Annotated in this window: 27 protein-coding genes, 2 pseudogenes and 1 riboswitch; of the genes and pseudogenes, 11 read left to right on the top strand and 18 right to left on the bottom strand. The window is 60.0% G+C overall.

All coding sequences use genetic code 11. The annotated features are described in order from the left end of the window. Nucleotides 1–72 precede the first annotated feature (72 nt). The 3 genes from ACSPX5_RS07105 to ACSPX5_RS07115 are packed head-to-tail and all read right to left on the bottom strand — an operon-like array spanning nucleotide 73 to nucleotide 1546. Entirely contained in the window at nucleotides 73–651 is a 579-nt protein-coding gene (locus tag ACSPX5_RS07105) for a DUF1842 domain-containing protein (RefSeq protein WP_439821284.1), read from the bottom strand. Between the two features lie 42 nt (nucleotides 652–693). Beyond that, nucleotides 694–1326 carry a DUF1842 domain-containing protein gene (locus tag ACSPX5_RS07110; protein WP_085708430.1) on the bottom strand — a complete coding sequence of 211 codons (633 nt, stop codon included), beginning with the start codon at nucleotides 1324–1326 and terminating at the stop codon, nucleotides 694–696. Between the two features lie 34 nt (nucleotides 1327–1360). After that, nucleotides 1361–1546: a DUF1843 domain-containing protein gene (locus ACSPX5_RS07115; protein ID WP_085708738.1), complete on the bottom strand. Its 186-nt coding sequence runs from the start codon at nucleotides 1544–1546 to the stop codon at nucleotides 1361–1363. 549 nt (nucleotides 1547–2095) lie between these two features. Between ACSPX5_RS07115 and ACSPX5_RS07120 the strand changes: the two genes are divergently transcribed. Beyond that, the gene (locus ACSPX5_RS07120) at nucleotides 2096–3013 is read left to right on the top strand and encodes a LysR substrate-binding domain-containing protein (protein WP_439821285.1); all 918 of its coding nucleotides are present in this window, start codon (nucleotides 2096–2098) and stop codon (nucleotides 3011–3013) included. A gap of 39 nt (nucleotides 3014–3052) precedes the next feature. Here ACSPX5_RS07120 and leuD read toward each other — a convergent pair whose 3' ends face one another. The 3 genes from leuD to ACSPX5_RS07135 all read right to left on the bottom strand — a co-directional run bounded on the left by leuD (nucleotide 3053) and on the right by ACSPX5_RS07135 (nucleotide 5625). After that, the gene (leuD, locus tag ACSPX5_RS07125; protein WP_169430035.1) at nucleotides 3053–3661 is read right to left on the bottom strand and encodes a 3-isopropylmalate dehydratase small subunit; all 609 of its coding nucleotides are present in this window, start codon (nucleotides 3659–3661) and stop codon (nucleotides 3053–3055) included. A 3-nt stretch (nucleotides 3662–3664) separates the two neighbouring features. Beyond that, a complete protein-coding gene (gene leuC, locus ACSPX5_RS07130) occupies nucleotides 3665–5086 on the bottom strand; it encodes a 3-isopropylmalate dehydratase large subunit (protein WP_439821286.1) in 1422 nt (473 codons plus the stop codon). A 116-nt stretch (nucleotides 5087–5202) separates the two neighbouring features. Next, the gene (locus tag ACSPX5_RS07135) at nucleotides 5203–5625 is read right to left on the bottom strand and encodes a RidA family protein (protein ID WP_439821287.1); all 423 of its coding nucleotides are present in this window, start codon (nucleotides 5623–5625) and stop codon (nucleotides 5203–5205) included. 134 nt (nucleotides 5626–5759) lie between these two features. On the opposite strand from ACSPX5_RS07135, the gene ACSPX5_RS07140 reads away from it, so the two are divergent. Beyond that, entirely contained in the window at nucleotides 5760–6701 is a 942-nt protein-coding gene (locus ACSPX5_RS07140) for a LysR family transcriptional regulator (RefSeq protein WP_439821288.1), read from the top strand. Here ACSPX5_RS07140 and ACSPX5_RS07145 read toward each other — a convergent pair. From ACSPX5_RS07145 to ACSPX5_RS07180, 8 genes and pseudogenes are all read right to left on the bottom strand, one after another. Further along, a pseudogene (locus ACSPX5_RS07145) lies at nucleotides 6664–6861 on the bottom strand (LysR substrate-binding domain-containing protein); the annotation flags it as partial. The gene ACSPX5_RS07140 and the pseudogene ACSPX5_RS07145 overlap by 38 nt on opposite strands. A gap of 11 nt (nucleotides 6862–6872) precedes the next feature. Beyond that, nucleotides 6873–7535 (bottom strand): glutathione S-transferase family protein, encoded by a 663-nt coding sequence (locus ACSPX5_RS07150; RefSeq protein WP_439821289.1) that lies wholly within the window; start codon nucleotides 7533–7535, stop codon nucleotides 6873–6875. A 30-nt stretch (nucleotides 7536–7565) separates the two neighbouring features. Beyond that, nucleotides 7566–7973 carry a RidA family protein gene (locus ACSPX5_RS07155; protein WP_439821290.1) on the bottom strand — a complete coding sequence of 136 codons (408 nt, stop codon included), beginning with the start codon at nucleotides 7971–7973 and terminating at the stop codon, nucleotides 7566–7568. Nucleotides 7974–7997: 24 nt separating this feature from the next. Further along, on the bottom strand, nucleotides 7998–8492 hold the full coding sequence (locus tag ACSPX5_RS07160) for a PaaI family thioesterase (protein WP_439821291.1): 495 nt from the start codon (nucleotides 8490–8492) through the stop codon (nucleotides 7998–8000). A 114-nt stretch (nucleotides 8493–8606) separates the two neighbouring features. Then, nucleotides 8607–8891 carry a FecR/PupR family sigma factor regulator gene (locus tag ACSPX5_RS07165; protein WP_169430042.1) on the bottom strand — a complete coding sequence of 95 codons (285 nt, stop codon included), beginning with the start codon at nucleotides 8889–8891 and terminating at the stop codon, nucleotides 8607–8609. A 184-nt stretch (nucleotides 8892–9075) separates the two neighbouring features. After that, nucleotides 9076–9144, bottom strand: a pseudogene (locus ACSPX5_RS07170) (hypothetical protein); the annotation flags it as partial. A 7-nt stretch (nucleotides 9145–9151) separates the two neighbouring features. Then, nucleotides 9152–9323, bottom strand: a riboswitch (yybP-ykoY riboswitch). A gap of 29 nt (nucleotides 9324–9352) precedes the next feature. Beyond that, the gene (locus tag ACSPX5_RS07175) at nucleotides 9353–10744 is read right to left on the bottom strand and encodes an ATP-binding protein (protein ID WP_439821292.1); all 1392 of its coding nucleotides are present in this window, start codon (nucleotides 10742–10744) and stop codon (nucleotides 9353–9355) included. Then, a complete protein-coding gene (locus ACSPX5_RS07180) occupies nucleotides 10741–11403 on the bottom strand; it encodes a response regulator (protein ID WP_169430045.1) in 663 nt (220 codons plus the stop codon). The genes ACSPX5_RS07175 and ACSPX5_RS07180 overlap by 4 nt, the downstream gene beginning before the upstream one ends. A gap of 170 nt (nucleotides 11404–11573) precedes the next feature. On the opposite strand from ACSPX5_RS07180, the gene ACSPX5_RS07185 reads away from it, so the two are divergent. Genes ACSPX5_RS07185 through ACSPX5_RS07205 form a run of 5 tightly spaced genes read left to right on the top strand, consistent with a single transcriptional unit; the run spans nucleotide 11574 to nucleotide 16371 of the window. Beyond that, nucleotides 11574–11840, top strand: coding sequence for a PepSY domain-containing protein (locus tag ACSPX5_RS07185; protein ID WP_114882494.1), 267 nt, complete (start codon nucleotides 11574–11576; stop codon nucleotides 11838–11840). Beyond that, entirely contained in the window at nucleotides 11840–12385 is a 546-nt protein-coding gene (locus tag ACSPX5_RS07190) for a cytochrome b/b6 domain-containing protein (protein ID WP_207867762.1), read from the top strand. Before ACSPX5_RS07185 ends, ACSPX5_RS07190 begins: the two co-directional genes overlap by 1 nt. A 51-nt stretch (nucleotides 12386–12436) precedes the next feature. Then, nucleotides 12437–13732 carry a sialidase family protein gene (locus ACSPX5_RS07195; RefSeq protein ID WP_439821293.1) on the top strand — a complete coding sequence of 432 codons (1296 nt, stop codon included), beginning with the start codon at nucleotides 12437–12439 and terminating at the stop codon, nucleotides 13730–13732. Further along, nucleotides 13732–14334 carry a hypothetical protein gene (locus ACSPX5_RS07200; protein WP_207867760.1) on the top strand — a complete coding sequence of 201 codons (603 nt, stop codon included), beginning with the start codon at nucleotides 13732–13734 and terminating at the stop codon, nucleotides 14332–14334. The genes ACSPX5_RS07195 and ACSPX5_RS07200 overlap by 1 nt, the downstream gene beginning before the upstream one ends. A gap of 3 nt (nucleotides 14335–14337) precedes the next feature. Then, nucleotides 14338–16371, top strand: coding sequence for an LTA synthase family protein (locus ACSPX5_RS07205; RefSeq protein ID WP_439821294.1), 2034 nt, complete (start codon nucleotides 14338–14340; stop codon nucleotides 16369–16371). A 35-nt stretch (nucleotides 16372–16406) separates the two neighbouring features. Here ACSPX5_RS07205 and ACSPX5_RS07210 read toward each other — a convergent pair whose 3' ends face one another. Both ACSPX5_RS07210 and ACSPX5_RS07215 read right to left on the bottom strand, forming a co-directional pair. After that, on the bottom strand, nucleotides 16407–18083 hold the full coding sequence (locus ACSPX5_RS07210) for an MFS transporter (RefSeq protein ID WP_439821295.1): 1677 nt from the start codon (nucleotides 18081–18083) through the stop codon (nucleotides 16407–16409). Nucleotides 18084–18310: 227 nt separating this feature from the next. After that, complete coding sequence (locus tag ACSPX5_RS07215) at nucleotides 18311–18694, bottom strand: DUF6124 family protein (protein WP_439821296.1); 384 nt, start codon at nucleotides 18692–18694, stop codon at nucleotides 18311–18313. A 450-nt stretch (nucleotides 18695–19144) separates the two neighbouring features. Here ACSPX5_RS07215 and ACSPX5_RS07220 point away from each other — a divergent pair, with 450 nt between their 5' ends. The 3 genes from ACSPX5_RS07220 to ACSPX5_RS07230 all read left to right on the top strand — a co-directional run bounded on the left by ACSPX5_RS07220 (nucleotide 19145) and on the right by ACSPX5_RS07230 (nucleotide 20786). Further along, entirely contained in the window at nucleotides 19145–19576 is a 432-nt protein-coding gene (locus tag ACSPX5_RS07220; protein ID WP_439822008.1) for a DNA methylase, read from the top strand. Further along, complete coding sequence (locus ACSPX5_RS07225) at nucleotides 19573–20304, top strand: DUF72 domain-containing protein (protein WP_439821297.1); 732 nt, start codon at nucleotides 19573–19575, stop codon at nucleotides 20302–20304. The genes ACSPX5_RS07220 and ACSPX5_RS07225 overlap by 4 nt, the downstream gene beginning before the upstream one ends. A gap of 101 nt (nucleotides 20305–20405) precedes the next feature. Continuing rightward, on the top strand, nucleotides 20406–20786 hold the full coding sequence (locus ACSPX5_RS07230; RefSeq protein WP_007955413.1) for a RidA family protein: 381 nt from the start codon (nucleotides 20406–20408) through the stop codon (nucleotides 20784–20786). A 120-nt stretch (nucleotides 20787–20906) separates the two neighbouring features. On the opposite strand, the gene ACSPX5_RS07235 is transcribed toward ACSPX5_RS07230, so the two are convergent. Beyond that, nucleotides 20907–21797 (bottom strand): ATP-binding cassette domain-containing protein, encoded by an 891-nt coding sequence (locus ACSPX5_RS07235; RefSeq protein ID WP_439821298.1) that lies wholly within the window; start codon nucleotides 21795–21797, stop codon nucleotides 20907–20909. A gap of 148 nt (nucleotides 21798–21945) precedes the next feature. Further along, nucleotides 21946–22476 (bottom strand): hypothetical protein, encoded by a 531-nt coding sequence (locus ACSPX5_RS07240; protein WP_439821299.1) that lies wholly within the window; start codon nucleotides 22474–22476, stop codon nucleotides 21946–21948. A 333-nt stretch (nucleotides 22477–22809) separates the two neighbouring features. Between ACSPX5_RS07240 and ACSPX5_RS07245 the strand changes: the two genes are divergently transcribed. Beyond that, nucleotides 22810–24798 (top strand): peptidase U32 family protein, encoded by a 1989-nt coding sequence (locus tag ACSPX5_RS07245; protein WP_323161910.1) that lies wholly within the window; start codon nucleotides 22810–22812, stop codon nucleotides 24796–24798. Nucleotides 24799–24806: the final 8 nt, after the last annotated feature.

The raw sequence follows: 24806 nt of genomic DNA on the forward strand, positions 1-24806 counted from the left end.
ACGATTGGACTGATCTCGATTCGCTGCAAGACCGGGCGAGGCCAGCAGTGACCTCGCCCGGATCGTGCGCTTTTAGCGTGCTTCCAGTCGGGCAATCTCCGCGTTCAGTTGCTCAAGGGCACTGCGCAATGCGCCCTGGTGGGCCAGTTGCTGTTCGCCCTGTTGCACCACGGTTTTCAGCTGCACCAGATCGCCACTGGTTTGCGCTTGCTGCACGGCCACGGCATACAGCGGCTGGAAGTGACGCTCTTGCGGTTGCGGCTCGATGGTCGGCGCCTGATGCACAGCAACGTGCCTCACGTAATGCCACTGACCTCCCTCGTTGTAACGGTAATCGACAAAGCCGCTGGTCCAGTCGTTGAGGATGCCCTTGAGGCTGAAGGTCTGCGCAATCTGACTCAGCGGACCGCTCGGGCTGCCATCGAGGGTGAGAATGATGTAATTCTCGGTCGATGGGGTCAGCCGTGCCTCGGAATAATCGCCCCAGACCCGTGCATGGAAGTTGACCGGTGGCCAGGTGCTTTGAAAGACGCTCGCAGCGCCGCTGACTTTTTTACGCGCGGTATCGACCACGAGGTCGAGGGTCAGGACCGGTGCGCCAAGCAGTGAATTACTGGCGATGAGGCGGGTATGAAAAAGTCCAATCGACATGGTGCTTACTCCCTTAAGTGAATGGCGGACTCAGTGGTCGAATCAGCGGGCCTGCAGCTTGCTGATTTCGCTTTTGGCGGCGTCCAGTGCCTTCTGCAGTTGGGGTTGCTGATCCAGTTGCTGCTGGGCGAGCTTCGCCAGGTTTTTCATCTGGGCCAGGTCGCCACTGGCGATGGCGCTCTGGATCGGCGCGGCATACAGCGGCAGGATCGGCGGATGCGGAAGAATCACCGGACCGGGATGGAACGGCTGGAAGACATTCGAGGGCACCTCGACCAGATGCGCCGGTACGTTGTTCAGTTCGTGCCAGCGTTGTCCGTCGAAATACTCGTAATTGGCCACGCCTTCACGCCAGTCGGTGCCGACCACCAGTTGAATCTTGAAGTTCACGATGGAGTTGGAGCCGGGGCCGCCTTCATTGCCCTCGGCGGTAATCAGGATTTTACTGACACCGGGCTTCATGACCGTCAGGTAGGTGTATTCGCCCCAGACATCCGAATCGATGTCCAGTGGTGGGTTGGTTGCCTGAGTGATGGCGGAGGTGCCACTGACTTCATGCTGTGGTGTGGAAACCAGCAGGTTGAGCGCAAGGCTTTGCGCCCCCGGCTGACCCGTACCGATCCGGTAGCTCACGGGGAACAAGCCGACATTTTGTTGCTGAACTGAACCAGACATGTGAATTGCCTCCATTGCAATGTGGGAAATGGCCTTAGTGTTTTTCCAGGCGGGAAACTTCCTTGGCCAGTTTTTCGTACGCGGTTTGCAGCTCTTTCGCTTCCGGCTTCGTCGAATCGCGCTGCTTCAACAAAGTCTTCATCTGTTGCAGATCGCCTCCAGTGATGGCGCTCTGGATGGCGACGCCGTAAGGCGGCATGTTGTGTTTTGAGCCAGTCATATCGAGGGTCTCCTCGTGGTGGTTGCCAAACGTCCCCTTCAGGCAAGGGGCGCCTTCCCTGACAGGCAGGCGACAGCCAGCGCCAGGAATCACTGGCGAGGTAATGCCTGATCCGTCCGGATCCGGTGAAGTGATCAGTTGAGTGGCGCGGGAGTGAGGGGGCTGTCCCGACTCACGCGCAGGCGTCGTCAGCCAAAACCGTCAGGCCTGGTATCGGGCGTCAGTAATGAGGTTTGCCGGAGCGGCAAAGGGGAAAAGTTCGCCTGTACGTTGGTCATCTTTCTGTCCTTGATAGAAAGCAACGAAACACAGGGATAGGTCGCTCACTCATCAAGAGTGCATTAACCCGCAAGCACAAAAAACCATCCCTGATTTATCTTCCAGTGCTGCTGATGGCGCTCATCGAAAGATGTTTGCCAAGTGGCCAGCATATCGCCAGCCACAAAACCCTAGCCCTGTTTGTTCGCGACTGCCAGAAAAAGCGCCGAACGGTCATGGCCGCTGCTATCCTGCGCCAATCATGAAGCAAGCAGTGGGTGAGCGCGCTGTATGAACACGAATCGTGACCAGTTTCCCTTGCCCGAAGACCTCAAGGTATTCCTGACGGTCATCCGCAAGAACAGCTTTGCCAGCGCCGCCGACGAGTTGGGCTATTCGCCGGCCTACGTCAGCAAACGCATCGCGATGCTCGAAACCACGCTCTCGACAAAACTGTTGCACCGCACCACCCGGCGCATCGCGCTGACCGACGATGGCGAGCGGGTTCGCATCTGGGCGGAAAAGCTGCTGGGGGATTTCGATGACTTTCTCGGCGAAATGGCCCAGGCCCGGCACCAGCCAGCCGGGTCGCTGCACATTTGCAGCAGCTTCGGCTTCGGTCGCAATCACGTCGCACCGGCGATCAGCGAGCTGTCCCGAACGTGCCCGAAGCTCGATATTCGCCTGGACGTGTTCGACCGCGTGGTCGATCTGGTGGGCGAGGGTTTCGATCTGGAAATCCTTGTCGGCGATGATCTGCCGGGCCAGCACCTGGCGCGCAAACTGGTCAGTAATCGACGGGTGCTTTGCGCCACGCCGCAGTACCTTGAGCGCCGGGGTACGCCGCATTCGCTCGAGGATCTGAAAGACCATGATTGCCTGGTGCTGAAGGAACGCAACAATGCGTTCGGCATTTGGGAGCTCACCAAAGACGGGCAGCAGGAATCGGTGCGGGTCAGCGGCCCGTTGTCCTCCAACAGCGGCGAAATCGTGATGGAGTGGGCCCTCAGTGGCGGCGGGATTCTGTTGCGCTCGACGTGGGACGTCAAACCGATGCTCGAACAGGGGCGGTTGGTGCAGGTACTGGCGGATTACACCCAGAGCGCCAACGTCTGGGCGGTGTACCCGACGCGGCTCAGCGAGTCGGCCAAGTTGCGGGTGTGTGTAGAGTTTCTCGAAGAGTATTTTCGCGACTTGTCTGTTGAATGAAAAACCGGGTGGTTCAGTGAGCCACCCGGTTTTTTGCTTTCAGCCCAACCAGGGATTTTCCGCCAGATGACGCGCTTCAAAGGCGCGAATCTGCTCGGTCCGTTGCAGCGTCGTGCCGATGGCGTCCAGCCCCAGCAGCAGTGACTGTTTGCGCAGCTCATCAATCTCGAACCCGATCAGTGTTCCGTCCGCCAGTTCAATGGTTTGCTCGGGCAGGTTCACGCGGATATACGCGGTCGCCTGAACGCTGATGACTTCGGCGACCTGTTTGAACTGCGCGGCATCGAGCTGAATCGCCAACACGCCGTTGCGCTGACAGTTGTCGTAGAAAATTCCGGCAAACGTGGTGCCGATCAGCGCCCGGATTCCGACCTGCTTCAGGCCCCACACCGCGTGCTCACGGCTGGAACCGCAACCGAAGTTGGGACCGGTCACCAGAAATGCTGCGTCCTGCCAGGCGGGCTGATTGAGCACGAACCCGGGATTGGGCTCGCCCGAGGCCAGAAAGCGCAGATCGAAGAACAACCCCCGATCCAGCCCCTGACGATCAATGCCCTTGAGGAACTGCTTGGGCATGATCACGTCGGTGTCGATGTTGGCCGCCAGAAACGGCGCGGCGCTGCCGCTGATAGTAGTGAACGCTTGCATGGTTCAAACTCCCGGCGCGAAGGTGCGCACGTCAGTCAAGTGGCCGGTGATGGCGGCTGCGGCGACCATCGCCGGGCTCATCAGGTGGGTGCGCGCCCCCGCGCCCTGACGACCTTCGAAGTTGCGATTGGTGCTGGACGCGCAGCGATCACCCGGCGCAAGGACGTCGTCGTTCATCGCCAGACACATCGAGCAGCCGGATTGCCGCCATTCGAAACCGGCGTCGCGAAAGATCTGCGCCAGCCCTTCGTCTTCCGCTTGATCGCGAACCCGCGTCGAGCCGGGCACGATCATCGCCCGTACGTGGGGCGCCACGTGTCTGCCGCGCACCACACGCGCCACATCTCGCAAGTCTTCGATCCGCGCATTGGTGCAGGACCCAATGAAGGCGTGGCTGATCACCACTTCGCTCAGCGGCGTGCCGGGTGTCAGGCCCATGTAATCGAGGGCGCGTTGCAGGCCCTGACGCAAAATCGGATCGGGCTGGCTGGCCGGGTCCGGCACTCGTCCGCCGACCGGGGAGGCCTGATCCGGGCTGGTGCCCCAAGTGACCATCGGTTCCAGAGCCGAGACATCCAGGCTGACTTCACTGTCGAACACCGCACCCTGGTCGCTGTGCAGGCCTTTCCAGCGCTCGACCGCCAGCGCCCAGAGTTCGCCTTTCGGCGCACGTGGCTTGAGTTGCAGATAGGCGAAAACCTTGTCGTCCGGCGCCATGAACGCCCCACGGGCGCCGGCTTCCACCGCCATGTTGCAGATGGTCATGCGCGCTTCGACGCTGAGTTCGCTGATCGCCGGGCCGGTGAATTCGATGGCATAACCGGTTGCTCCCGAAGCACCGATTCTTTCGATCAGGGCCATGATGATGTCTTTCGACGTGATGCCCGCACCGAGCTTGCCGTTCACCGTCACCCGCATGGTTTTCAGGCGCTTGTAGACCAGGGTCTGCGTCGCCAGCAGGTGTTCGATTTCCGAGGTGCCAATGCCGAAACCGAAGGCACCCAGTGCGCCGTAAGTGGTGGTGTGGCTGTCGCCGGCCGCGACCACCATGCCCGGCAGAATGAAACCCTGTTCCGGCGCCACGACGTGTTCGATGCCCTGGCGTTTGTCCAGCACATCGAACAGCTCGATGCCGAAGTCGCGGCAGTTTTCTTCGAAGTACGACACCTGACGCGCCCCCCCGGCGTCAGGCATGGTCGCAATGCGCATCGGCGCCGTGGGGTTCACATGATCGACCACCGCCAGCGTCGCCGCAGGCCGCCACACCGTGCGCCCGGCATCGCGCAAACCGCTGAAGGCCTGGGGGCTGGTGTATTCGTTGGCGACCTGACGGTCGATGTAAAGCAGCACGTGGCCCTGATCGTCGAGGGTGCAGACGGTGTGACTGTCGATGTGCTTCTGGTACAGCGTTCTCGGGCTGGGCATCGCTTGCGCTCTTTTCTGTCCGGGGCAAAAACAACATGACGCCAGCATATTGATTGCGCAAACGTCATCAAGAGCACTTCAGTGAAGCCGTTGAACACGGATTGTGAGCAATTGCCTCAGATTTTCGCCTGCGTTTCCTCCGGCACTTTGGCAATCACCTTGATCTCGAACTGAAACCCATACAGCCACGTCACGCCGACCGCGGTAATGGTCGGATGCGGTGCCTCGCCCCAGAACTCCGGCACCACTTCCCAGATGCTTTCGAAGGTCGATTGCGGGTCGACCATGAACACCGTCACGTCCACCACGTCATCGAAGCTGCCGCCGGCTGCGCCGAGAATCGCATTGAGGTTGGTGAAGGCCAGGCGCACCTGTTGTTTCAGATCCGGTTCCGGTGAGCCGTCCTCAAGGCTGCCGACCTGGCCTGAGACAAACAGAAAACCATTGGAACGAACCGCCGGGGAATAACGATTGCGCTCGTAAAGCGCATGGCGTCCGGGCGGGAAAACCACGTCGCGTTTTGGCTGGGCATCAGTCATGGGGTGTCTCCTTCAATGGGGTGAAAACTTCTGATGGAGAAACTCTAGGGACTTGCTTCGGCGCGATAAACGCGCAACCTTGGCGATCACTGTTTGTAAATACCAAACAATCGAGCCGCTTTCAGGGGGGGAATATGGACCGTTTTGACGCGATGCAAGCCTTCGCCCGGGTGGTGGAGGCGGGCAGTTTCACCAAGGCCGCCGAGACCCTGCACATGAGCAAGACCACCGTGACCCAGCTCATCCAGCAACTGGAGGCACGGCTGCGAGTGAAGTTGCTCAACCGCACCACGCGCAAGGTCAACGTCACGGCGGACGGCGCGGCCTATTACGAGCGGGTGATCAAGTTGCTGGCGGACATGGACGATGCCGAGACCAGTCTTCCCGGCGCGGCAGCGCAGCCCAAGGGCCGCTTGCGGGTCGATGTGCCTAGCCCTTTGGCCAATCTGATTCTGGTGCCGGCGCTGCCGGAGTTCTACGCGCGTTACCCGCAGATCCAGATCGACATGGGCGTCAGCGATCGGATCGTCGACATCATTGATGAAAACGTCGATTGCGTGGTGCGCGGGGGCGAGCTGCGGGATCAGTCACTGATGGCCCGGAAGGTGGCGGATCTTCAGCTCGGCGTGTATGCCGCGCCGAGCTATCTGGCCCGTTCCGGCACCCCGGTGCACCCCCGTGAGCTGGAAGATTCCCATCACCGGGTAGTCGGTTTCCTCTGGGCGCGCACCGGCAAACCGGTGCCGTACGCCCTGCACAACGAACACGAAGACTTGCAGATCAAGGGCCGCCACGTGCTGGCGGTGGATGACGGCAATGCTTACCTGGCGGCGGGCCTCGCGGGGCTGGGCGTGTTGTGGTTGCCCAAGTACATGTCCAGGGCCCGAGAGGCCAACGGGGAGCTGGTGCCGCTGTTCGAAGACTGGTGCCTCGATCCGATGCCGCTTTACGTCGCGTACCCGCCGAACCGCCACATCAGCCGCAAGTTGCGGGTGTTCATCGACTGGATCGCCGAGGTGATGGCCCGCCACGCACCCGTCATGGATCGCCCAGGTTCGCCAGCAACCACTCGATAAAACTGCGGGCCATCGGATCGTTTTCGCTGTCGCGGTGGGTCAGCAACGCCCAGTTCGGGCCGCGAATGGTGTCGTCCACCAAAGGCTGCAACAGCCCGTCGGCCCGGGCCTTGTGGCTGAGCAACTGGCTGACCAGCGCGATCCCCAGACCTGAGCACGCAAGGCTATGCCTCAGCGGAAACGTTGAGGCAGGGCTTCGGCAAAGGGATAGAAGTCAAACCACGGTTTGGCTTCGTCGATCACCTGCCTGAAGGAAGGGCGCTGAACCAGCCGCTCGAAATAGGCGGTCAGGCGAGGGTGGTCGGCGGCAAACGGCACCAGCGTGCTGGCGTAGAACAGGGCCGGTGCGGCGGAGCAATCGGCCAGGCTGAAATCCGCGCTGGCGATCCATTCGCGGTCGGCCAGTTGTTGTTCGAGCATGCCGTACGCCGTGGCCAGCATTGCCCGCTGACTGCTCAGGTCGCCCTGGGCGGACTGGATGCGGTCGGCGACGATCTGCTGCATCGGCGTCATCACGTAATGGTCGCAGAAGCGGTCCCACAGACGCACGTCCAGCGCGGTCTCCCAGTCTTCGGGAATCAGTCGCTTTGACTGCCCCGGTTGATGATCCAGGTACTCGATGATCACGCTCGATTCCGGCACTGTGCGCTGGCGGGCGTGATCACGCAGCACCGGGAATTTGACCAGCGGCCAAAGCGCCTGCAGCTCGGCCCGTTCGGCTTCGTTGGAGAGGTCGATCAAGCGTTTTTCGAAGGCGACGCCGTTTTCGTAAAGAGCAATCAGCGCTTTGTGGCAGTAGGACGACAACGGGTGGTAATAGAGGGTCAAGTCCATCGTTCAACACCTCGATGAGGGGAAATGGCGTTACTCAGGTATAGCCCGCCTGCGCACGGCCACGCATTTGATTTCCACCAGCAGCCCCGGATGGGCCAGTTCGCTGACGCCGACGCAGGTCCAGGCGCAGAAGCCTTTGGGGAAAACGCGATTCTTCACCTCGCGAAACACGGGCATGTGCCGGCTCATGTCGACGTGATAGGTGGTCATCTCCACTACATCGTCGAAGCTGCAACCGCCAGCCTTCAACACTTCGTCGAGGTTTTCCCAGGCGCGGATGAATTGCTGCTCGGGGTCTTCGATGACTTTCAAATCAGCTGTCCGGCCCACCTGACCGGCGCAGTAAAGCGTGTCGCCGACCAGAACTGCCGGAGCATATCCGGCGCGTTCGACGATGGGTTTCATGGATTCGGGGATGATGATTTCGCGATCGGGCATCGTGTTTTCCTTCAATGACGGATTTCAGCGACCGTGCGCGGCCGCCGCCAACTGCTCGGTATCCACCCGAACGAACACTGAGTCACCTACCGCCGTCAGCACATCCCCGGCGTACACCTCGCAGATCACCCGGCTCTTGCGCCCGACTTCACCCTCGACTTTCGCCTTCAACGTCAGCGGCACGCCCATCGGCGTCGGCTTGATGAATTTGATGCCGAGGTTGCCGGTGACGCAGTTGATGCGCGGCGAGCTCTCGGCTTCACGGTTCTCCGCCCGGTAGTGGTAAGCCATTGCGGTCCAGTTGGAATGGCAGTCCACCAGCATCGCGATCAGGCCGCCGTAGACCAGCTCCGGCCAGCCGCAGTATTTGGCTTCGGGCACGTGCTCGGCCATGACGTGCACGCCGTCCTCATGCCAGAAGCTCTTGATGTGCAAGCCGTGCGGGTTGCGACTGCCGCAGCCGAAGCAGACGCCGTCGGGGGCGGCGGAGTCTTGCAGGGAGGTGTCGAGAGTGGACATGCCGGGATCATCCTTAAACGGGTTTGCCAAACCGGGGGATTCTAACCCTGAATCAAGGACAAGGCGTTGCCTCAAGTGACGCCTGCCGCTGTTGGCGTCGATACCCGCACGATGCTAATTGCGCTGCGCCAGATTGCGTTGAAACTCTTCAAAGCTGCAGGGCAGGCTCGTGGCTTTGCGTTTTTTCGATGCGTCGTGCTCGTCGGGCAATTGATCGCTCAACTCCCAGACCTCAAGCATCTTTGCGTACTCGAAGGCATGGCGCGGGCTGCTCTGAATCCATTGCTGGAAGGCCTGGCGCTCGTCAGGTGTACAGGTTTCGTCTTGCAGGCGCAGGCACCAGTGCGCCGCCTGATTGAGGATTTCATCGTCGGCGTCTTGAGGGCTTTGGAGGTTCATTGACTGCTTCCAGGATGGCCGGAGAGGGCACTTTACCCTGCCTCTTGCAAAAAAAACGTCAAAGTTCGACAGGGATTTAGCCTGCCTGACGGACAGAACGCGCGCCGGCCGGACAAATCGCGCCGCCACCGACGATTTCCGCACGCTTGCCGACCACGGTGCCGAGCACCCGGCCCAGCATCACGCCGATGGCGGCCGAGAAGGCATCCGTGGACATGGCGAGTGCGAGGAAAATCAGGGAAACAGGATTCACGGGCAATACTTCCAGTCGGGCCATGAGTCAACGACACAACCACACGCCCGACTTTCGGCATGGATGTGTCGTCGGTCTCACCAACCAGAAGGTGTTCGCACCACGGCATGTTGCCGAATATGTTGATACGAACGCTTCCGAGGGGCTCGGAAGCAGGTTACTCCCCAACGAAGGCCCGGATCATGGGCAGGTAAACATGAAAGTTTCGTTAAATGCCCGGCGCAGGTTCGGTTGATCCTGCAGGGATTCGCAGCTCGGCACACAGCCCGCCTTCAGGCCGGTTGTACAGCTGCAAGGTGCTGCCGATCTTGCTGACGATCATCTGCACGATGGCCAGCCCCAGACCCGCGCCATTGGCGTGGCCCTCGCTGTAGAAGCGTTCGAACAACCGCGCATATTGCTGCTCATCGATGCCGGGGCCGGCATCTTCGACGCTGATCGACACTGAACCGCAGGCCTGTGGCTGCACCTGAATCCGCACCTCGCTGCCGGGCGGGGCGAAGTTCAGCGCATTGGTTACCAGATTTTGCAGAGCGATGGCCAACGCCACCGGATCGGTATCGACCGGGCAGTGATGGTCGCTGTCGAGGATCAGGTCGACGTCTTTTTCCAGGGCCAGCGGCGTCAGTTCGGCCAGTTCCTCGCGCACCAGGGCGGTCAGTTCGACATGGGTGTTCTCCGGGGATGCCAGACGCGGTTCGATGCGCGCCATGGTCAGCAATTGGCTGGCGATGCGCGTGGCGCGGTCCACGGCACTGACCAGAAACTCCAGTGCTTCTTCGCGTTGTTGCGCGGTGCCCGCCAACTGCGCGTTCTGTGCATGAATCCGCAGGATCGCCAGTGGCGTACGCAGCTCGTGAGCGGCGTCGGCGATAAAGCGTCGCTCCCGGGCCAGCAGGTTGTCGATCTGTTGCAGCAAGCGGTTGAGCGCAGTCTGCATCGGCTCCAGGTCCTGGGGCAGGGGGCTCAGGTGCAGCGGTTTCAGGGTGTCGGTGTCGCGGCCGCGAATCGATTGGGCCATGGCGCGCAACGGCTGCAAGCCCCAGCCGATGGCCAGCCAGATCAGGATAGTCAGCAGCGGCACGCCGATCAGGCTCGGCCACAGGGTATGGCCGACGATGCGGGTGATCAGGTCCTGGCGGATGTCGTCGCGTTCGCCGACCCAGATCAACAAGTCCTGTCGCGGGTCCTTGAGCAGAAAGGCGCACCAGTCGCGGCCGTTCTCCAACAAGTCATGGGCGCCGAGGGTGGCGGGTGGTGCATCCAGAATCGGGGCTTCGGCCGAGCGCATCAGCAACTGACCGTCATTGCGCCAGACCTGAAAGGTCAGCCGCGTCTCGTAGGGATGCGCCGCCTCGCCATCGCCGACCCGACTCATTGCTTCATCGAAGGCCTGGTGCAGACGCTCCCAATCGTTGTCACCGGGTGCGCGTTGCGCGAGCACGGCTTGCAGCAAACGCGCACTCTGCGCCAATTGGGCGTCGTAGATTTCTTCGACCTCATGATGGCTGTAGCGCAACACCGCCCAACTGATCAGCACATCGCCGAGCAATACCAGAATCAGCACCGGTAGCAGAATCCGTGCGCGTATCGAGTTCATGGCTTGAGCTCCACGACGTAACCCACGCCGCGCACGGTGCGGATCAGTTCGGTCGAAAGTTTCTTGCGCAGGTTATGGATCAGCACTTCCAGCGTGTTGCTTTCGACCCGTTCCTGCCAGCCGTACAGCGTGCGCGACAGGCGTTCGCGGGTAACAACCTTGCCGGGACGGGCCATCAGTTGATGCAACAGCTGATATTCCATCGGTGTGACCACCACCGTGCTGCCTTGCCAGGTGACTTGCTGGCTGCTCGGGTCGAGGCAGACGCCGGCGTGTTCCAGCACCGGTTGCGCACGCCCCTGACTGCGTCGCAGCAAAGCGCGGATACGCGCCTTGAGTTCGTCGACATCGAATGGCTTGACCAGATAGTCGTCGGCGCCGGCATCCAGCCCGGCGATGCGTTCGGCGGTGCCGTCGCGGGCGGTGAGGATCAGCACCGGCAAATCATGCTGCGTGGCCCGCAATTGTTGCAGCAGCGTCAGCCCGTCGAGCCTTGGCAGGCCGAGGTCGAGCAACAACAGATCGAAGCTTTCGCTGCGCAACGCGTGCAGCGCACTGACGCCGTCCTGCAGCCAGTCAAGGGTGTAACCCTCGTTGCTCAGGGCGACGCGGATGCCCTGACCGAGGGCACGGTCATCTTCAACCAGAAGTAGGCGCATGGCATTTTCTCTGTAGGAAAGCGGGCGTGTGATCGGCGGCATCATGCCGCTCGCCTTGTTGCCGTGGCAGCCCTTGTGGCGGCGAAGATGTAACGGCTCGTTGCCAACTAAGCTTTCGCTAAGCTTGGTTTTGCACAGTGAAGCCTTTCCCATCCAGCGAGAGTGCTTCCATGCGCAAACTTGTGCTGTTGTCCCTGATTGTCGCCAGCCCCCTGGCCGTCGCCGGCCCGCAATGCACCACGGCCGAACGTTCGCAGTGGCAGGACCAGAAAGCGTTTCAGGAACAGCTGAAATCCCAGGGGTATGAAATCAGCAAGTTCAAGGTCACCGACGGCAACTGCTACGAGATCTACGGCTTCGACAAGGACAAACGCAAGGTCGAGATCTACCACGACCCGGTCAGCGGCAAAGCGGTGAAAACCGAGATCAAGGGCTGATGCCACGCGAGTCCCTGCGCCTCTGGGACCCGGTGGTACGGGTGTTTCACCTGTCCATCGCCGGGGTCTTTGCCGCCAACTACTTCTTCAATGAGGCCGGCGACGACTGGCATGTCTGGCTCGGTTATTACGCCATGGGCTGGCTGTTGGTGCGTCTGGTGTGGGGATTCGTCGGGCCGCGCAGTGCGCGTTGGTCGGACTTCTGGCCGACGCCGTCACGGCTCGCGGCCCATGCCCGGTCGCTGATCGCCGGGCGCCCCGAACATCGTCTCGGGCATTCGCCGATCGGCGCGCTGGTGATGCTTGCGATGCTGCTGGCGATGCTGACTGTCGGCGTCAGTGGCTGGGCCATGGAAGAAATCGACGCCCTGTGGGGCGCCGACTGGCCGCTGCAAGTCCACGAAACGGCCGCCGATGTTTTGCTGGCGCTGGTCATCGTGCACATCGCGGCCGCGCTGTTTGAAAGTGTTCAGGTGCGCGACAACCTGCCGTTGTCGATGCTCACCGGGCGTCGGCGTCGCTTGCCGGACGATCCGGGCCCGTGACAGGGAGGTTCTTTCGATGGTTTGCCATCTCGTAACTGCCATGAGCTGCCTATGCGTGCCTTGTCCTTTCGTTTGAAATTCGTTGTCGCCGCGCTCGCCGTGAGCCTGATTTTTATCGCCGCGTGGCGCAGTCACCCGGAGCACGTGCTGGCGCCGTTTGCGGTTGAAGCGCCTGTCGCTCAGGCTTCGGCAAATCCGGCCGAGCCGATGTACAGCAGCCGTTTCGTGTCCTCGGAACTGGATGATTTCGTGCACTCGTCTTCGGTCACCGCGCTGCCCGGCGGCGACCTGATGGCTGTGTGGTTTGCCGGCTCCCGGGAGGGCGCCGCCGATGTGCAGATTCGCACCGCGCGCTTCAACGCCAAGACCGCAGAGTGGGGCGCCGAACAGGTGCTGGCCACCCGCGAATCCACCGTCGCCGGCACCCAGCGCTATATCCGCAAGCTTGGCAACCCGGTGATCGCCCTGGCGCCTGACCAGCGCTTGTGGATGTTCTACGTGTCGGTGTCCGTCGGCGGCTGGGCTACCAGCGCGATCAACGTGATGGTCTCCGATGACCTGGGGCGCAACTGGACGGCGCCGCGACAGCTGATCACCTCGCCGTTCTTCAACATCAGCACACTGGTGCGTGCCGCGCCGGTGTTCCATGCCGACGGCTCGATTGGCCTGCCGGTGTATCACGAGTTCATGGGCAAGTTCGCCGAATATCTGTACCTGAGCGCGGACGGCGCGGTGATCGACAAATTCCGCATCAGTCGCGGCAAGCATTCGCTGCAACCGACCATCGTGCCGCAGGACGAACGCCGCGCCGTGGCGATGCTGCGTTATGCCGGTGAAACCCATCACAAGGTGCTGGCCAGCCGTACCGAAGACGCCGGGCAGACCTGGAGCGAGCCGTATCCGCTGGAGCCAGCCAACCCCAACTCGTCGCTGGCGGCGGTGGGCACCGCCGATGACGGTTTGCTGGTGGCGCTCAATGACCTGCGCGACGGTCGCTTCAAGCTCAGCCTGTACGGCACCGATGCGAATCTCAACGACTGGCGCAACGTGATCGAACTCGACCAGTCCCCCGATCCCCTCGGCCAGCCGTTTTCGCCCGAGGCCTACAAGGCAATCATCGGCGAAGGCTTTCGGGCATCGAGCGGGGCGCAGCGTCTGCCGCTGGAACAACGCTTTCTGAGCAACCTCGACTACCGCGTGTGCAAACCCGAAGGCTGTGAGTTCGAGTACGAATACCCGTACTTCAGCCGTGGCAGCGATGGCCTCTATCACCTGGTGTATTCCTGGAACAACACCTTCATCAAACATGTCAGCTTCAACGATGCCTGGCTGGCGGAGCGCCTGTGATGCTGTTTCTCTGGCAAGCCCATTTGAGTTTCATCCTGCTCGGTTTTGTCCTGCTGGGCTCCCTGCAATTTACCCGGCGCTGGCGTCCGTGGCTGTTGCCGGCGTTGGCGCTGGTCAGCTTCATTCCGCTCAATGGCCTGCCGCTGGCGGCATATGTGCGCAGTTTTACCGATGACCTGGCGATCACCACGCTGGTGTTTCTTGGCTGGGCCGCGTTGTTGCGCCTCGGTGTGGTTCACCCACTCAAACCGCTGACGCGGGCGCAGGTGCTGGGGCTGTTCGTGGTGCTGACGGTGCTGCTGTACCCGGCGACGATGGGCCTGACGTATGTCGATCCTTACCGTTGGGGCTTCAATCCCCGACCGATGATCGTGGTTGTCGGGCTGGCGACACTGGTGCTCTTGCGACTGCGCAATACGCTCGGCGTGGCGATGCTGGCGCTGGCAACTCTGGCGTTCGCGCTGCGCCTCAAACCTTCGGAAAACTATTGGGATTACCTGATCGACCCTTTGCTGGCGGGTTATTGCCTGATTGCCGGTTTCGCATTTCTCGCCAAAGCAGCGTGGCAACACCTGCAATCCGAACGAACGACACAGAGGTAAATGATGGGGTGGTTGCAATCGCGCCGCCTGCGCTATGGCGTGGGCGCGACAGGTTTGGCGTTTCTGCTGTTTGCCTTGCTGCGGCTGGTGTTCTTGATCGGGTTTTCCGGGGTGGATGTCGCGCAGTTGTTTGCCGACCCGCAATGGTTGCAAACCCTGGGCATCGGGTTTCGTTTCGACTTGAGGCTGGCGCTGTTGCTGGTGCTGCCATTGGCGGTGCTGGCGTGGCTGCCGCGCTGGAACCTGACCACAGTGCCGTTACTGCGCGGCGTGGCCCGGGTTTATCTGCTGCTGGCGTTGGGGGTGATCGGACTGGTCTACATCATCGATTTTGGCCATTACGCCTACCTCGGCGTGCGGATCAACGCCACGGTATTGCGTTATCTGGACGATGCGCAGATCTCGCAGCAGATGGTCCGGGAAACCTATCCGGTGCTGTGGATTGCGCTGGGTTGGCTCGCGGTTCTGGCGCTGTGGTTCTACGGGTTTGTGCGGCTGGAACGGTTGACGCTGGCCCGTGAACCTCAAGTGATCCGCCGCAGCTCAGTCGCCGTGGGCGCGGGGCTCGGGTTGGTGGCTGTGCTGCTGGCGCTGTTGGGCCGGGTCGACAAACTCAACCTGGAAAATCCGGTGCCGCTGCGTTGGAGCGATGCGTTCTTTTCCGGCAACGGACAGATCGCCGCCGTGGGCCTGAATCCGGTGCTGTTCCTCTACGACACGCTCAAGGCCGGCCAGGCGCAATTCGACGAGGCGCAAGTGCGGGCGCATTACCCGGTCATTTCCAGGTATCTGGGAGTGGATCGAGCGGATGCGCAAAGCCTTGCGTTCGAGCGCCGGCAAGCCGTACAGCCCTACAGCGTCGCGGCCGAGCGGGCACCGAACGTGATGTTCGTCATGCTCGAATCCCTGGGCACCAGCGCGGTGGGCGCGTATGGCAACCCGTTAAACCCCACGCCCAACCTTGATCGTCTGGCAGGTGAGAGCTGGTTCTTCAAACACTTCTACGTCCCGGTCACCGGTACTGCAAAAACCGTGTGGGCGAGCATCACCGGCGTTCCCGACGTCACCCGGCAGGAGACCGCCACCCGTCATCCGCTGATCACCAACCAGCACACGCTGATCAATGCGTTCACCGATTACCAGAAGCTCTACATGATCGGCGGCAACGCCGGTTGGGCCAACATCAATGCGCTGATCCAGCAAAGCATCGACGGCGTGCGTCTGTACGAGGAGCGCGACTGGCGTGCGCCACGTGTGGATGTGTGGGGGATTTCCGATCTGGACCTGTTCAAGGAAGGCGATGAGATCCTGCGCGCACTGCCCAAGGACAAACCGTTCTTCGCCTACGTGCAAACGTCGGGCAATCACCGGCCTTTCACCATTCCCAGGGACAACGACGGCTTCGAGGTCAGCAACCTGTCGCTGGAACAGGTGCAAAACGCCGGTTCACGCAGCGTCGAGCAATACAACGCCGTGCGGCTGCTGGATTTCAACATCGGTCGCCTGATGGAACTGGCCAAGGCCGGCGGCTATTACGACAACACGATTTTCGTCTTCTTCGGTGACCACAACACCCGCATCAGCCGCATCCCGCACATGCCGCCAGCCTTCGAACAACTGGGGCTGGAGAGCAACCATGTACCGATGCTGATTCATGCGCCGGGCCTGCTCAAACCCAAGGTGATCGAAGAAGCGGTGGGGCTTGCCGATCTGTTGCCGACGGTGGCGGGCATGGCCGGCGTGGCTTTCGAGAACCGCGCCATGGGGCGCGACCTGCAGCAACCGGCACCCGAAGGCGAGCGTGTGGTGCCGCTGGTGTTGCGCGAGGGAACGTTTCCGCTGATTGGCGGGGTGACCAAGGACCATCTGCTGCAAATGCAACACGACGGCAGCGCGCCGACGCTGCATGACTTGAAATCGGCGACACCGCTGGAGAATGTGGCTGATGCGCATCCTGAGGAGTTTCAACGACTGGTCGAGCTGACGCGGGGGCTGCACGAAAGCGCACGGTTGATGCTGTATCGCAACGTGCGTTGACGGCCCTCTCTCGATGAAAGAGGGCCGCCCCGGTTTCAGGTGTGATGGATGTCGCGATCCTTGGTTTCCGGCATGAAGAAGATCCCGAGAATCGCCGTCATTACCGCGATGACAATCGGGTACCACAAGCCGTAGTAGATATCCCCGGTGGCCGCGACCATCGCAAACGCCACGGTCGGCAGGAACCCGCCAAACCAGCCGTTGCCGATGTGGTAGGGCAGCGACATCGAGGTGTAGCGGATGCGCGCCGGGAACAGCTCGACCAGCCACGCCGCAATCGGGCCGTAAACCATGGTCACGTAGATCACCAGTACGGTCAGCAGGACCAGGACCATCGGGTAATTGGTCTTGGCCGGGTCAGCCTTTTCCGGGTAGCCGGCCTCTTTCAACGCGGTGCTGAGGCTGGCGGTAAAGGCGTCGTTGCGGGTCTTGAAGTCGGCGGCCGGCAGGGCGGTGCCTTCGAAACTTTCGATGACTTTGTCGCCAATGCGCACCTGGGCCACGGTGCCCGGTTCCGCCACCACGTTTTCGTACGGGATCGCCCGTTTGGCCAGGAGGGTTTTCGCCAGGTCGCAGGAGCTGGTGAATTTGGCCTTGCCCACCGGATCGAACTGGAACGAGCAATGGTCAGGGCTGGCGACCACTTTGACCGGGTTCTTCTCCTGAGCGACGAAGACATCAGGGTTACCGTACTGGGTCAGCGCATGGAAGATCGGGAAGTAGGTCACCGCCGCCAGAATGCACCCGGCCATGATGATGCCCTTGCGCCCGATGCGGTCGGACAGGCTGCCGAAAATCACGAAGAACGGTGTACCGATCAGCAGCGAACCGGCGATCAGCAGGTTGGCGGTCTGCGGGTCGATCTTCAGTGTTTGCAGGAGGAAAAACAGCGCGTAGAACTGCCCGGTGTACCAGACCACCGCTTGGCCGGCGGTGCCACCGAGCAGGGCCATGATCACGATTTTCAGGTTGTCCCAACGGGCAAAAGACTCGGTCAGCGGGGCTTTCGAGGATTTGCCTTCTTCCTTCATTTTCTTGAACACCGGCGACTCGTTCAGTTGCAGCCGGATGTATACCGAGACCGCCAGCAGCAGGATCGACAGCAGGAACGGAATCCGCCAGCCCCAGGCCTCGAACGCCTCTGTGCCCAGCGCCGTGCGGCAAGCCAGAATCACCAGCAGCGACAGAAACAGCCCCAGCGTCGCGGTGGTCTGAATCCACGAGGTGAAATACCCGCGTTTGCCCTTCGGCGCATGCTCGGCGACATAGGTCGCCGCGCCGCCGTATTCACCGCCCAGCGCCAGACCTTGCAGCAGGCGCAGGGTAATCAGAATGATCGGCGCCGCGACTCCGATGGTCGCGTAACCGGGCAGGAAGCCCACAATCGCCGTCGACACACCCATGATCACAATCGTGATCAGAAACGTGTGCTTGCGCCCGATCATGTCCCCCAGCCGCCCGAACACCACCGCCCCAAACGGCCGCACCGCAAAACCGGCGGCGAAGGCGAGCAGGGCGAAGATGAACGAGGTGGTCTCGTTGACCCCGGCAAAGAAGTGCTTGGCGATGATCGCGGCGAGAGAGCCGTAAAGGTAAAAGTCGTACCACTCGAACACCGTGCCGAGGGACGAGGCGAAGATGACCTTGCGCTCCTCACGGCTGACGCTGTGGTGCGGGGCACTGCCGGTGGACATGCTGTCGAGTACGGCCATGGGTGTTCTCCGTTGTGCTTGTTTTTGTAGGCCGGAGCACCTATCAGTGTTGCTGTACCCGTGGCCTGGGGGTGTTGCGCTTCACCGGGTGGGGGGAGCGCGGACAGACTGACGGCCTCGCGGATTGGGCGAGGTTCTATTGAGCATAATTGGGTTTGGGGGGATATCCAGTTGCGAAGAGTTATCAAACAACTCAGTGACGGCGGGGGAGACCCCGCCGCTAGGTATTACTCGGTCGGTACGACCTTATCCAGAACCTGATTCACCGCCAGTTCCGCCAACATCACCACCTGCGCAATACCTTGGGCAGTCTTGCGGTGAGGGCCCTGGAGGAGGTCGGCGAAGTTGTTGAGCATGACGTTGGCCGAGCCGAGGGTTTCGGCGGCGTCGACCAGCAGGGATTCGTTGCTGCTGGCCGGGTTGGCCTGGTAGAGGCGGTTGGGTGAGTAGGGCGCGGCCATCATGTGGGCTGTCATCGGGCCGAGGTGGTAGTCGAGGGCGCGGTTGGCAGCTTCGTTGAATTTCTTCGAATCAGGGCATTCGTAGGGGGAAGTTGGGTCGGTGATGCTGGCCGGTTCGGTGACCGGGGGATTCGGAGTTACTTTGAACATGGTGATGTGCCTCATTGAGGCTGCAACCGTCTCGCTGCTAAACGAAAGGTGGCAGCTGTGCGCAAGTTAGCAGACCGGTCATCACCAAACCCGGCGCACCCGAAGGTGCCATGCGCACAGCCACCGCAAAATGCAGGCGAAAACCTGACAAGGTGAGATGTGCAACCGTGGTAGATGAGCCGGGCTGCTAAACCCGATCACTGCGAATCAGTGACCCGATCCAAGTTACCGGCCGACCCCAGGGCGCACAAGCCGGCGGATTCTGGCGTAGCCGTAGGCTCTGGCGCAAGGATTTGTAGGCATCTGGAAGCATTCAGACATGCCTTTAAACGGCGTGATCCAAACATGTTTATCGATCATCACACGACAAGGAAAAGCCTGACGCTTTACGCTTCGAAACCATTCGTCGCCAGCGCCGCACGCGTCACGCGACTCTTGCTCAAAAGCTACATGACCAAAACCATCAACGCCGAAGACTTGCACATCGATCTGCATCCGCTGAACGAATCAGCCCTGTTCAAATGGCTGCTCGCCAGTTTCGTGATGGGCAAAAGAATCCAGGCCGACATCTCCGCCGAAGCCTACCGAGTGATCGTTGAGCAGCACCAGCGCGATACCCCGCGCAAACTCGCCGATTGCACCCACCGCGAACTGGTGCGGATGCTCGGCCAAGCGCATTACGTGCGCTACGACGAAACCACCGCCGAACGCTTGCTGGCCCTGGCCGCCAAACTGAATGACGAGTACGCCGGTCGTGTGATGAACATGGTCGAGGCAAGCGCTGACCGCCAAGACTTCGAAAAGCGTTTGCAAGCCTTCGACGGTATCGGGCCGAAAACCGTGGAAATCTTCATGCGTGAAGCGGGCAGGGTGCTGTTTTGAGTACGCCGTCGGTTTTCATTGGCTGCGCCGGCTGGAGCCTGGCCCGGCAGCACTGGCCGGCCTTTCCGGAGCAGGGCACTCACTTGCAACGTTATTCCGCGCTGCTCAATGGCGTGGAAATCAACAGCTCCTTCTACCGTCCGCACAAACGCCAAACCTACGTCCGATGGGCAGAGTCGGTGGCGGACGGATTTCGCTTTTGCGTGAAGATGCCGAAGTCGATCAGCCATGAGCGACGTCTGCGGGACTTTGAACCTGAGCTTGACGCCTTTCTCGAGCAGTGTTCGGGACTCGGTGATCGCCTGGGTTGCCTGCTGCTGCAGTTGCCACCGTCGCTGGTGTTTGACGAAACGGTTGCCGAGGCGTTTTTTATCGGCTTGCGCCAGCGTTATTCCGGGGCCGTGGTGATGGAGCCGCGCCACGGATCCTGGGCCGCCGCCGAACTGTTGTTGATGGCGTATCGCATCGCGCAAGCGGTGGTCGATCCCTCGCGAATCAGCACCGACACGGCTCCGTGCGGCTGGCCGGGCGTGCGCTACTGGCGGCTGCACGGTTCGCCACGGATTTATCACAGCCCCTATGATTCGGCGTATCTGGAAACGCTCGCCGGCGATTTGCAGGTAGCGGCTGCCGATGGTGCCGACACCTGGTGCATCTTCGACAACACCGCCAGTGGCGCGGCACTCGGCAATGCGCTGGAACTGCGGCGGATACTGGTGCAGGGCTGACACACCGTGTCGGGACTTCCCACCGGCGACCGGGTCTGTAAACTGGCCGCCCGAAACGGCGCGCGATGGCGCCGTCCTCACTGCCAGCGAAGGACTTTCCCATGGCCAACCAAGACATCACCTACACCCCGGATCCGGATGCAGACTCGATCTCTTCGGACGTGACCGAATTCAACGGCATCCTGATGTCGACCCAGATTCCGACCCGTGCCGATGGCAGCCTGGAACTGGGCGATGTCACTGCGCAAAGCGAATGCACGTTGCAGGCGCTGAAAGTAGCGCTGGAGAAGGCCGGCAGTTCGATGGATCGCGTGCTGCACCTGACCATTTACCTGACCGACATGGCTGATCGCGCTGCGTTCAACGAGGTGTACAAGCGCTACTTCGCCAAGCCTTGGCCGGTGCGAGCGGCGGTGGGTGTGGCGGCGCTGGCGGTTGAAGGGATGAAGGTGGAAGTGACTGCGATGGCTGCCAAGGCCTGATTTACGCGTCAGCGGCTATTTCAGATAACAGCATGGCGGCATTGAGTATCAATCAAACGACTCGGGCCGCCATTTGAAATTCAGATTTGAGATTCAGTTTTTGCGAATTAAATAGATGTTCTAAAGTTCTATGGCAACTCCGTATTTTTTCTTCAGAAGCTCATCGTGAGTAACAATAATCAAACAAGGGATGTTGGCAATCAGCCAGTCCATAATTCTTTTGGCCGTTATTCTGTCCAGTGCCGAGGTGGGTTCATCCAGGATTATTGTTGTTTTCTCTCTTAAAATCGCTCGCCCTATGGCAATTCTTTGTCGTTCTCCGCCGCTAAGTCCTCCTCCTGAAATGTCTATGGCGGTGGATAGCAAAGCTTCAATGTCAGCGTTGTCTCTAGAGAATCCTAAAAGTTCAAGAATCAAAGCCAATTTTTGTGGGCTGGCACTTTCAGTTCCATAAAGCAGATTGTCTTTTAGCGTTCCGGGTAATAGCACCGGATTCTGTGGTGCAACAGAAACTTCGGACAGTATGTACTCACTTAATGATTCATCTATGGGGTGTCCTTTATAGTGGGCTGTACCTTTATAGCTGTCTTCAAATCCTAGCAGGGTGTTTATGAGTGTCGTTTTTCCAGTGCCGGATCGGCCAGATATTATGTGTATGCCTGGACCAAATTTATAACTGACGCTGCTTAGGATGATTTTGTTGTCTTTGGTGAGTGATACACCATGCAGGGAGAATAGATGTGTGTCTTTGTGCTTTTTTGGGTAATGCGGTTTATTGATATTCTCTTCGATGTATTTAATTCCAATGTTCAAAGATACGAGATTTGCCTGAAGATTGATTAACGTTCCGGCCAATATATGTAACTGCATGGTGAACATGGTGATGTAGCCCACAATCATGACAAAGTCACCGGCGGTAAGGCGAGTAGGGTCGTTCATCCCCGAAAGTATGACAAAAAAGGTTAGTGTGGTGCCGATCGCCAGCCCCTGCAAGCCGAGGCGCATTCCCATGTGAAGATTTGCTTTTCTGATTGTCTTCACGTATTTGTCGAAGAAGGATCGCCCCGAAAGAAGTTCTTTGGGGAGGCTGTTGTTGAGCCTTATGTCATAAATTCTTCCGAGCCTTTGAATGGTGTAGCTGGAAAGCTCATTGTCAGCCTCAAATATGGACTTGTGAATATGTGAGCTCGATTTGGCTACGTGGACGGCTATCAAAATCAAACCAATGCAAAAAACAAAAAACAGGATTGCATAGAAATAACCCATGGTCGTAAAAAAGAACGCTCATTGCAATAATCATTTCAAATGCGATGGGAACGATTGTCCAAAAGATGCCTATGGTGACCATGCTGAAACTGCCTGCTGATCTGTTTATATCGGCGACAATGTATCCAGGGTCAAGGGTCTGCTGCTTTCGATGGGAGTATCTAAAAAACCTGGAAACTATTTCTTCGTAAAGGGTTGCATCGCATTTGGCCAATATCCACGCTGAAAATACCCCGCGAACATTGGAGAGAATCTGTGATGCTGTCCACAGGATTGCATAGGCACTGGCAAAAACAAGGAATTGAGTCTGTGCGCTCTGTATTTCATTAATAGCGTTGGCTGCATTTTTCAACAAGATGGGGAGGGCCGAACTCAAGGTGCTGCATGCAATGAATATCGTGGAGACCCCGATGAAACCCGTCACGAATCCTCGATAGTTCTTCGATATGATCTTGAAAGTTTTTAAGTAGTAACTGATCCAGTTCACTTGCGACCCTTTATATGTAAGCAACTGCTCGAACGGGGGTGCCGCAAACCAGTACGCACTCGATAAATCGATCAGTTCTTTTCTGTGGTCAGGAACGGTAAGGAACTCGCTCTAAACTCTCCAGTCGGCGCATTCCGGTGTAGTTGTAGGTAACGGCGCAAGATTCTGTAGCCGGATTTATAGCAGCCACCCGGCAGCACAGACGTGCCGCCCACGCGTTTCGCGGCTACAATGCGCGCCTCAACCGTGACAGCCTGACTAAAAAAACATATGTCCTTGCCCAAACATCACCTGGAACTGCTCAGCCCCGCCCGTGACGTGGCCATTGCCCGCGAGGCCATCCTGCATGGCGCCGACGCGGTGTACATCGGCGGCCCGAGCTTCGGTGCGCGTCATAACGCGTGCAACGAGGTGAGCGAAATCGCCGAACTGGTGGAATTTGCCCGTCGCTATCACGCGCGCATCTTCACCACCATCAACACCATCCTGCACGACAACGAACTGGAGCCGGCGCGCAAGCTGATCCATCAGTTGTACGACGCCGGCGTCGATGCGCTGATCGTCCAGGACCTGGGCGTGATGGAGCTGGACATTCCACCCATCGAGCTGCACGCCAGCACCCAGACCGACATCCGCACCCTTGAGCGGGCCAAGTTCCTCGATCAGGCCGGTTTTTCGCAACTGGTACTGGCCCGTGAACTGAACCTCAAGGAAATCCGCGCAATCGCCGATGAAACCGATGCCGCCATCGAGTTCTTCATCCACGGCGCGTTGTGCGTGGCGTTTTCCGGTCAATGCAATATTTCCCACGCGCAGACCGGGCGCAGTGCCAACCGGGGCGACTGCTCCCAGGCCTGCCGTCTGCCGTACACCCTGAAAGACGAAAAGGGTGGCGTGATCGCCTACGAAAAACACCTGCTGTCGATGAAGGACAACAACCAGAGCGCCAACATCCGCGCACTGGTCGAGGCCGGTGTGCGTTCGTTCAAGATCGAAGGTCGCTACAAGGACATGGGCTATGTGAAGAACATCACCGCCTATTACCGCCAGCGCCTCGACGACGTGCTCGAAGACCGCCCGGACCTGGCCCGCGCCTCCAGCGGCCGCACCGCGCATTTCTTCATGCCGGACCCGGAAAAGACCTTCCACCGTGGCAGCACCGACTACTTCGTCAGCGAGCGCAAGATCGACATCGGCGCGTTCGATTCGCCGACCTTCACCGGTCTGGCGGTGGGCACGGTCGAGAAAGTCGGCAAGCGTGACATGCAGGTCATCACCCACGAGCCACTGTCCAACGGCGACGGCCTCAATGTGCTGGTCAAGCGCGAAGTGGTGGGGTTCCGCGCCAACATCGCCGAAGCCAAGGGCGAGTTCGAGGAAGAAGGCGAGAAGCGCTATCGCTACCGCGTCGAGCCGAACGAGATGCCGGAAGGCCTGTACAAGCTGCGCCCGAACCACCCGCTGAACCGCAACCTCGACCACAACTGGCAGCAGGCCTTGCTCAAGACCTCCGCCGAGCGTCGTATCGGCGTGAGCTGGCTGGCGAAGCTTCGCGAAGAGCGTCTGGAACTGACCGTGACCAGCGAAGAGGGCATCAGCGCCAGCGTCGCGCTGGAAGGCCCGTTCGGTGTCGCCAACAAACCGGAACAGGCGCTGGAGACTCTGCACGACCTGCTCGGTCAGCTCGGCACCACCGAGTACCACGCGACCTCGATCAAGCTGGATGCGCCGCAAGCGTTCTTCATCCCGAACTCGCAGCTCAAGTCGTTGCGCCGTGAAGTGATCGAAGCGCTGACCGCCGCCCGCGTTGCCGCTCACCCGCGCGGTTCGCGCAAGGCCGAGACCACGCCTCCGCCGGTGTACCCGGAAGCGCATCTGTCGTTCCTGGCCAACGTCTATAACCAGAAGGCTCGCGACTTCTACCACCGTCACGGCGTGAAGCTGATCGACGCGGCGTACGAGGCCCACGAAGAGGCGGGCGAAGTGCCGGTGATGATCACCAAGCACTGCCTGCGGTTCTCCTTCAACCTGTGCCCGAAACAGGCCAAAGGCGTGACCGGCGTGAAAACCAAAGTTGCGCCGATGCAGCTGATTCACGGCGACGAAGTGCTGACCCTGAAGTTCGACTGCAAACCGTGCGAGATGCACGTGATCGGCAAGATGAAGGGCCACATCCTGAATCTGCCGCAGCCGGGCAGTGTGGTGGGGCATATCAGCCCTGAAGACCTGATGAAGACCATTCCTCGGGCACCGCACTGATTCCGAGG

This window comes from Pseudomonas sp. HLG18, from assembly GCF_051903985.1.
In the GTDB taxonomy this organism is placed as follows: domain Bacteria; phylum Pseudomonadota; class Gammaproteobacteria; order Pseudomonadales; family Pseudomonadaceae; genus Aquipseudomonas; species Aquipseudomonas fluorescens_BT.